Annotated in this window: 5 protein-coding genes; all 5 read left to right on the forward strand. The window is 62.2% G+C overall.

Going from position 1 to position 8,292, the window contains the following annotated elements; all coding sequences use genetic code 11:
- The first annotated feature begins 1,064 nt into the window (after nucleotides 1-1,064).
- Nucleotides 1,065-2,618 carry a class I SAM-dependent methyltransferase gene (locus tag MHA02_RS21425; RefSeq protein WP_147082569.1) on the forward strand — a complete coding sequence of 518 codons (1,554 nt, stop codon included), beginning with the start codon at nucleotides 1,065-1,067 and terminating at the stop codon, nucleotides 2,616-2,618.
- Nucleotides 2,618-4,930, forward strand: a complete 2,313-nt coding sequence (locus MHA02_RS21430) for a glycosyltransferase (RefSeq protein WP_147082571.1) — start codon at nucleotides 2,618-2,620, stop codon at nucleotides 4,928-4,930. Before MHA02_RS21425 ends, MHA02_RS21430 begins: the two co-directional genes overlap by 1 nt.
- Nucleotides 4,923-6,152: a glycosyltransferase gene (locus MHA02_RS21435; protein ID WP_147082573.1), complete on the forward strand. Its 1,230-nt coding sequence runs from the start codon at nucleotides 4,923-4,925 to the stop codon at nucleotides 6,150-6,152. The genes MHA02_RS21430 and MHA02_RS21435 overlap by 8 nt, the downstream gene beginning before the upstream one ends.
- 148 nt (nucleotides 6,153-6,300) lie before the next feature.
- Complete coding sequence (locus MHA02_RS21440) at nucleotides 6,301-7,242, forward strand: class I SAM-dependent methyltransferase (RefSeq protein ID WP_170249419.1); 942 nt, start codon at nucleotides 6,301-6,303, stop codon at nucleotides 7,240-7,242.
- A gap of 39 nt (nucleotides 7,243-7,281) precedes the next feature.
- On the forward strand, nucleotides 7,282-8,091 hold the full coding sequence (locus MHA02_RS21445; protein ID WP_170249421.1) for a class I SAM-dependent methyltransferase: 810 nt from the start codon (nucleotides 7,282-7,284) through the stop codon (nucleotides 8,089-8,091).
- The last annotated feature ends 201 nt before the right edge of the window (nucleotides 8,092-8,292 follow it).

Here is an 8,292-nt window from a genome sequence, read left to right on the forward strand (position 1 = left end):
ACGGCTTGACGCCCCGAGCCTTCGCCAACCAAGCTGTTACAGCCCGAGAACTTGCATAGGACGTGGACCACAAACGGGATCAACTCCAAACTGGCCCGCAGGCCATACCTCAGGGCGGACCACTTCAGAGGGGGCGGATCACTTGCGACTGTGGCAAGGTCGCGTGGCCGCGTGCCGGCCATGCATAGTCGTGCTCGAAACCTAGCGGCGGGACCAAAAACTGCGGCCTCACTCGAAACCTGACTGGCTCACGCCCCGAGCCTAAGCCAGCGCTCTCGGCGGGGACGCCGCTCACCGAGAAGCCTCAGACCAACGAGGACTCTCGCCTTCGACCCAGTGCAGCTTCTGCAGCAGCCTGCTAAGCTAATTCGTTTCGAAACACTATGAGGCTCTGAACTTCGATCGAAGCCGCTTCACTTACGTATAGGCAGATTTCAACGTTTGTGCTTTCATTCTCAAGCACAAAGTCTATGCCGACGAGGCCGGCGACACTAGTAAACAATTCCGGCCCAGAAACGGATCTGTTAGCGAGGATGTCGGTTCCCATCATTCGGCCCGCTTGGACACGAAGAATGTCCGTAGCATCTGAGGTCTCTAACGCCCGGATGCGAAATCCGCCAAAATAGGTTCCTGCCTCCAGACGGCAATATGGCCCGTAGCTCGCACATCCCTCAACATACCTTATGACACGGAAACCCGTTTCCTCGTCTGTGCCTACTTGTGAGGGCAGTTCGCTCATACGCCAACGAAGATAATACGTCACCAATCTCTCCGATGAGGATGCCGCGCCGAGGCGGGCCTTCGCAGCCTGCGTCGCTTCCTGTCAAGTCGGCGACACATACCTCACGAGCCTGTGGCGTTGGCGGTAGAGGTCCTTGTCGTAGGGATAGGGGACCTCATCGCATTTCGTTGAGGGAATGCGCGCGAGGCGGCGCCCGACTAACGGGTAGATCCAACACCCAGCTCACTGGTTCGCCACCGAGCCCGAACACGAGGTTGCACTACATGCGCACCCAACATAGTAGCACACGGACTATGTGAAACTGGGCAGTTTGCAGCGGCGAGTGCAGGCCGCGATCAATGGTATGAGGTCGATCACGATGTGGGGCTGGGATCAACTCGGGATCAAGCGCCGGTCCGGACCGACGGCTGCCGACGTCCTCAGGATCGCCCAGGAATCCCTGAACGGGGAACGAGAGGCGATGGAACGGCGCGTGCAACTCGCCATCGCGGAAACCACCTCGCGGCTGAAGAGCGTGCTCCAAGAGAAGATCGAAGCGAGCGAAGAGCGGCATCGAACCCAGCGCCAGGATGCCGGGACGCTCCTCGAGGACATGCGGAACGGCATCCTCGAACTGATCGAACCCCGGGTTCAGCTTGCGATCAACCAGTCCGGCTCTCGGGCGGAGGAGCGCTTCAGCGAAGTCGCCCGCGAGAGTCGAGCCCTGAGCCAGCACGTTCCCGCCTTCTTGAATGCGATGGTAACCGTCCGGGCCTTGAGCTTTCAGCTGTCCTCGCTGCGCGCCGCGCAAGAGGCCAGGAAGGGAGACTTCGAGCGCTGGGGCGAGATGACATCCGAGATCGAGGCGCTCTCGCGCCGTGTCCAGGCGATGAGCGAGGCCACCGAGAGAGAGCAGGCGTCGTCGCTCGTGGCGCTCCAGGAACGGATGTCGACGACCGATCGCCGCAACGAGCAACTGGCGGAGTTTCTGGTCCGCTTCGAGGGTGTGCTGATCGGGCGGGAGGGCGATTACCAGACTCTGCGGGATCGGTCTGACCTGATGGCGACCGAACTCCGGGAGCTTGCCGCGGCCGCCGAACGCTCAGGGTCGGACCTCCACGCGGCACGTGAGCGCATCGAAACGTTGCAAGGGCAGTCTGACCACTCCGCGGGCGAAGTCCAATGGATGAGGACCTCGCTGACGGACAGTCAGGCGGATCGCGCCAACCTCTGGAAGGCGGCCGAGCAAACGACCAGCAGCATCGGCGAGCTGTGGCATCGCGTGGAATTCATCCGCAAGGAAATCCTCTACGAGATGCGCTTCAGTGCAGGCATGGCCGGACCCAATGACGCGGCGGCGAAACGGGTTAGCCGGATCGTCGACGAGGACAGGGTCGAAGCAGCCAAGAAGGCTGGAGACGTTCGGCTCAATCTCGGCTGCGGTCATATCCCGCTGCCCGACTACCTGAACGTCGATTTCCGGGATCTACCCGGCGTCGACGTCGTGGCCGATGCGGGCGACCTCCCGTTCGAGCCCGGCACCGTGTCCGAGATCACCTCGCAGCACGTCCTTGAGCATTTCCCGGAGGAGCATCTTCGCCGATTGCTTCCCTATTGGCACAGTCTCCTGAAACCAAAAGGCGTGTTTCGGGCGGTGGTCCCGGACGGCGAGGCGATGCTCGCGGAGCAGGCCAAGGGAGCCTACAGCTTCGAGCATTTTCGCTCGGTCCTGTTCGGCGCTCAGGAATACGAGGGCGATTTTCACTTCAACATGCTCACGCCCGATAGCCTCGGCAAGCATCTGACCGAAGCCGGCTTTCGCGAAGTGTCCGTGCCCGTCAAGGGCCGCAAGAACGACATCAGCTTCGAGTTCGAGATCACGGCGGTCGCCCCCTGATGTCGTCGCCCGACACCTCTCTTGCGGTCGACGTCGCCGCGCCGACCGGGCGGTTGCTGGCTGGCGAGGGTGTCGCGACGCCGCCGGTCTCGATCATCATCAACACGGACGGCCGCGTCAGGAACCTCGCGCTGACGCTGGAGAGCCTGCGCCAACTCGACTATCCCAATTTCGAGGTCTGCGTCGTTTACGGCCCGACGCAGGACGGCACGCGGGAACTGGCGGAGAGCTGGTCGGACCGGATCAAGGTCGCGCATTGCCCGACCCGCAACCTCTCCCAGTCCCGCAACATCGGCCTGGCACTCTCCGCTGGCGAGATCGTCGCCTTCCTGGACGACGATGCGATCCCCGAGCCGGAATGGCTGCGGCAGGTCGTCATTCCGTTCTCCGATCCAGTCGTCGGGGCCTGTGGCGGCTTTCTTCTCGACCACACCGGGGTCAGCTTTCAGTGGCGCTTCGGGACCGCCAACCGCATGGGCTTGGCCGACACGACTTGGGACCGGCCCATGCCGGAATACAACTTTCCCTACTCCGCCAATTATCCGATCGCGATCGGGGCGAACAGCGCGTTCCGACGCAGCGCGGTCATGGAGATCGGCGGCTTCGACGAGCAGTTCATCTATTTTCTCGACGAGACCGACGTGATGGTCCGGCTCGTCGATCGCGGCTACCACGTGGCCCAGGTCGAGGGGGCGCTGGTTCACCACAAATACGCAGCGAGCCACATCCGGTCGGAGGGCCGCATGCTGACGGCCTGGTACGCGATCATCCGAAGCAAGATCTATTTCTCCCTCGTGAACGCTGGCGGCCACCACGACATGATGGATGCGGTCGCGAGTACGCGCGTCTTTGTCGAAGGATTGAATAAAGACCTAGAATGGGGAATATCGACCGGAAGGCTGTCCCCCGACCTGCGTGACCGCTTCCGGGACGACGTCGACCGTGGCCTCGCCAGCGGCCTCAAGGAGGCCCTGGCCGAGAACCGCCTATTCTACGATGCGGTGGCCCTCTTGCGGCACGAGGGCCCCTTCATGCCGTTTCCGCGTCTCACGCCGGAGGGCCGACGCCGCACGATCTGCCTCCTAACACAATACTATCCGCCCGGATCGATCGGCGGCATCGGTCGGTACGTCCACCAGCTCGCTCGTGCCATCGCCGCATTGGGGCACCAGGTCCACGTCCTCACGAAAGCGCAGGGAAACGATTCCGTCGATCTCGAGGACGGCGTTTGGGTGCATCGGATTGCCCCGAAGCAGATCCGCAGGAGCCGGGAGGCCATCGACGCGCAGATTCCTCAGCACATATGGAACTACTCGGCCACGATGCTGCTGGTCGCGCATGGTGTCGCTGCCGAACGACCGATCGATGCCGTCTTCGCGCCGATCTGGGATTGCGAGGGCATCGCCTTCCTGCTGGACGGGAGCTGGCCGCTCGTCACGAGCCTGCATACGACGCTATCCTTCTATCTCGAGAGCCACAGCTATCGTCTCGAGGACGAGACCTTCATGGAGACGTTCGCGCGCCCGATGCTCGCCCTCGAACAACGCCTGTTCGTGGAATCCCCGGCCATCCTGGCGAACAGCAAGGCGATCATCGAGCAGATCGAGCAGAGCTACGGCGTCTCATTCGATTCGCAGGCGATCGAGATCGTCGCGCACGGCCAGGAGGACTGGTCGGCGTTTCCGGTTCAGCTCCCGGCGCCGGTGCCGGACGGGGCGCTACGGCTCCTGTTCGTCGGCCGCCTGGAGGAGCGCAAGGGCATCGACGTCCTGCTCGAGATGCTGCCTGCGCTGCTCGAAGCGCATCCCGAACTCGTCGTCGACGTCGTCGGCAACGACACGCTGGCGAGCGGCCAAGGCGAGACCTATCGCGAGCTGTTCGAGACACGGCACGCCACCCAGGCTTTCCTGCCGCGTGTTCGCTTTCACGGCGAGGTCGAGGAGGCGGAACTGCTCGGCTTCTACAAGGCGTGCGATCTGTTCGTGGCGCCGTCGCGGTTCGAGTCGTTCGGCTTGATTCTCCTCGAAGCCATGGTGTTCGGCAAACCGGTCATCGCCTGCCGTGCCGGCGGCATGACCGAGGTGGTGGAGCACGGCGTGACGGGTCTGCTGGCGGAGCCGGGCGACGCGCCTTCGCTCGCCGCCGCGGTCGAAACGCTCGTGGGCAGCGCGCCGATGCGAGCCCGGATGGGACGCGCCGGCCGTGAGCGCTACGAAGCGCGCTTCACGCCGACCCACATGGCCGAGGGCGTATTGGCGTTTCTCTCGTCCGTTGTGGACCGCGCCGAAGCGGGAGGTGCGGAGCATGGCTGACAGCTTGGATGCCGGGACGCGCGACGAGGAGGCTGGGTCGATCAGCCCCGCCAGGATCGCGCTCCCGCCGAAGGTCGCCCTGATCAACAGCATCGTGGCGCGCAACGACGCCATCTCGGCCTCGGCGATTGACACCTATCGGGCGCTGACGGCCAACGACGCCTATCGGGTATCCCTGTTCTGCTACAGGAACGACTATCCGGAAATCCCGTCCCACATCGTCTCGAGCGTCAACGATCTCCTGTTTCATCGCGACTACCTCGATGCCGACATCCTGCTCTGGCACTTCGGCATCACCTACGACCTGTTCAACGCCGTCATGGTTGGAAACGGTCGGGCGCGTCGGGTCGTTTGCTTCCACAACGTCACGCCCCGGGAATTCGTGCCGCAGCGCTCCTGGGCGACGATCGACAAGTCGCTCGCGCAATGCCACCTCCTGCGCGACGCCGAGGAGGTGTGGGCGGTCAGCGGGGTCAATGCCGAGGTTGCGCGGGAATTCGGGGTCGAGGCGGACCGGATCCGCGACATGCCACTGGTCGTGGAGAGCGGCCCGCTCAAGCGACCGTCGGACAAGACGAAGGACCTGATCACGATTCTGTTCGTCGGGCGCTTCGTCCGGGCCAAGGGCGTGCTCGAGCTGCTCCAGGCCGTGGAGGGACTGCTCGATGTGGGCGGCGTCCCGTTTCGGCTGGAACTCGCCGGCAACATCGACTTCTCCGACCCGGATTACGTCAAGCAGGTCCGGGCGTTCATCGAGGGGAAGGGCCTCGGCGAGATTGTGACGATGCACGGCACCGTCGACGACGACACCTTGGCAAGACTTTACGCCGAAGCGCACATCCTAGCGATCCCGTCCTATCACGAGGGATTCTGCAAGCCGGTCGTGGAGGCTCTGCGTGCCGGCTGCATCCCGGTCGGCTACGCGGCCTACAACCTGCCCTACGTCGCGAACGGCTTCGGCCGCCTCGTGCCGCCCGGCGACGTTACGAGCCTGGAGGCGGCCCTGCGGGACCTGATCCGCGCCCTGCCGGGCGCGCTCGAATCTCCCCACGCGAGCTGCCTTCGCCTCGACCGGGGCACGATCAGCCTGACGTCGCTGGCAAGGCAGATCCAGAACTATACGGCGCAATTTGCCGCCGCGCGCATTGGCTTGGACATGCGAGGCAGGTTAAAGCATATTACGACGAGTGATCGATCAATGATCGGAAGCAATTATAGGTGACGGACGAAACACCTCGTGATTTCGTATTGGAGCGCGGTGCCGTTCGATAATCGGATGAAGCGAACTGATCTCGGACTCGACCTCAAGATCAACATCGCCGCTGATCGCATCTCGAATAACAATGAAGGCGAAATCGGAGAATTCGATCATGAACCAGCGCTTGTTGTCTTTCATTGGGGACGTCCCGCTGAACAAGCTCTTCGAGAACTGGGTTCCGGCCCGGGTAGAGCCGGAAGGCCACGATTGGCTGGACCTCCCGCCGGCTGACTTTCTGGATTGGTGCAGGAAGTTTCCCGATATCGGGATGTGGTACATCCCACCGCACGAAAAATACATTGGCAATCCGAGCTTTCTAGTTTCGCAGGCTCACCGTGTCTGGACCACGACATCCCTTCTCAATCGTCACTGTGACCGGGCCGCATCCTTGCTGGACCTGGGCTCGTACCCGTTCGTTGTGCCGGTAACGCTGCGAGACTACTTCGGCTTTACTGGTAAGATAACCGGCACCGTGATCCAGCCGCTCAACGACACGTCTTATGACCTTTTGAGCAAGTATCAGATCGCGACGGACGTTCTCGATCTCGATCCCTTCGTCGTCGACCTGACGCGGCAGGATCGCCTGCCGACCCGACTGCAAATCCGCGACAACACGCAGGATGCCGTCACGTTGTTCCACGTGATGGAGCATCTCTATCACCCGATGCCGACCCTCAAGGAAGCGCATCGGGTCCTAAAGCCGGGCGGAAAGATCTTTATTACAACGGACAACGCCTTCATGTTGAACGTCTTCAACTCCATCCTCGATACGACGACTGCCGTGTTCGAGCCGGTCGAGGGTACCTCAGCCATGCAGGTCCATGATTGGCGCGGTCACGTCCGCTTCTTTTCCGAACGGGACCTGTCGGTCATGTTGCAGTCCGCGGGGTTCGAGATCGTCGAGATCGGCTATCGCGAAATCTACTACGACGTTTTGTTCGATGATCACTTCGTCGATCCGAATATCTACATTCAGGGCTGGCGCACGGATATCCTCCGGGATATGCCGAGCGCCAGGAACGACATCTACGTGGTTGCACAGAAGAGCGCCTGAGCGCCACCCAAGCGATGGGTCCGTTGCAAAGGGATGACGATGGCAGGATTCGAGGACATTCAGTTTCCGAGGGAGGATCAGGACGAGAGCTTCGAGCAGAGGCGAAGCCACGCCTGGAGCAAGATCAAATGGAGCGTCCCCGAGACCGTCAAGCGGGGCCGGTTTCTCGACATCGGCTGCGGGATCGGCAACGGCGTCGTCGCGGCCCTCCAGCACGGTTTCCAGACTGCGATCGGAATCGATCGCGATCTCGCGGAGTTCCCCTGGGTCGATGTCGGTGGCTTCGATCGTCGTTGCGAAAACCTCGGGATAGACCCCGCCAGGGCCATTCTCATCGGCGCCGACCTGTTCAAGACAAGTTTCCCGGATCGGAGCTTCGACTGCGTCTTCATGCTCGACTCGATCGAACATGTTCCAGATCCGAGCGCGTTCATTGCCGAAGCCGCGCGGTACGTCGCCCCCGGCGGTGTCCTGCTCATCGATACGTGTCCGCTCTACTATAGTGCACTCGGCGCGCACTTATGGGGCTACCTGGATCCGAACGTTTATCCGTGGGCTCACCTTCGCTCGGACTTTGCGGAATTGACTCAACGGGCGGAAATCGACGAGTGGACCTCTATACGGGTCGAGGAACTCAATCGCGTCACGCATGACGAGATCCGCCGGGGCGTTGTCGCATCAGGGCTGGACATCCAGTTCGAGCACCGAAGCGCGCCGACACCTGAGACGTCCGCCCTCCTCGAACAACACCGATCCAATCTCGACTGGAGCAAGATCCCTGACGAGGGCCTTCTCTTTGAAGACTGGATTTTGATCGTCGGGCAAAGGCCGCTTTCCGACGCTTCGTAGATTCGAAGCTCTGCCATCGAACACGACGGGCCGGCGCGGCCGGTCCATATCGGCTCGATCGAGCGCCTATTCGGCCGTCATCCCGGTCTGCTGCCGTTGCAAGCGCGGGATGGGGCCGTCGGTGTCGGCGATGATGCGGGCGTCGGCGTCGCTTGAGCGTGCTGTTTTTACACGGAAGCGTAGCCTGAATTCGTGAGGTAA

The organism is Methylobacterium haplocladii, from assembly GCF_007992175.1.
GTDB classification, from domain to species: Bacteria; Pseudomonadota; Alphaproteobacteria; order Rhizobiales; family Beijerinckiaceae; genus Methylobacterium; species Methylobacterium haplocladii.

What these genes read in the sequence shown, in the direction of transcription:
- MHA02_RS21430 (WP_147082571.1), top strand. Translation starts at nt 2,618, where the DNA reads ATGTCGTCGCCCGACACCTCTCTTGCGGTCGACGTCGCCGCGCCGACC.
- MHA02_RS21445 (WP_170249421.1), top strand. Translation starts at nt 7,282, where the DNA reads ATGGCAGGATTCGAGGACATTCAGTTTCCGAGGGAGGATCAGGACGAG.
- MHA02_RS21435 (WP_147082573.1), top strand. Translation starts at nt 4,923, where the DNA reads ATGGCTGACAGCTTGGATGCCGGGACGCGCGACGAGGAGGCTGGGTCG.
- MHA02_RS21440 (WP_170249419.1), top strand. Translation starts at nt 6,301, where the DNA reads ATGAACCAGCGCTTGTTGTCTTTCATTGGGGACGTCCCGCTGAACAAG.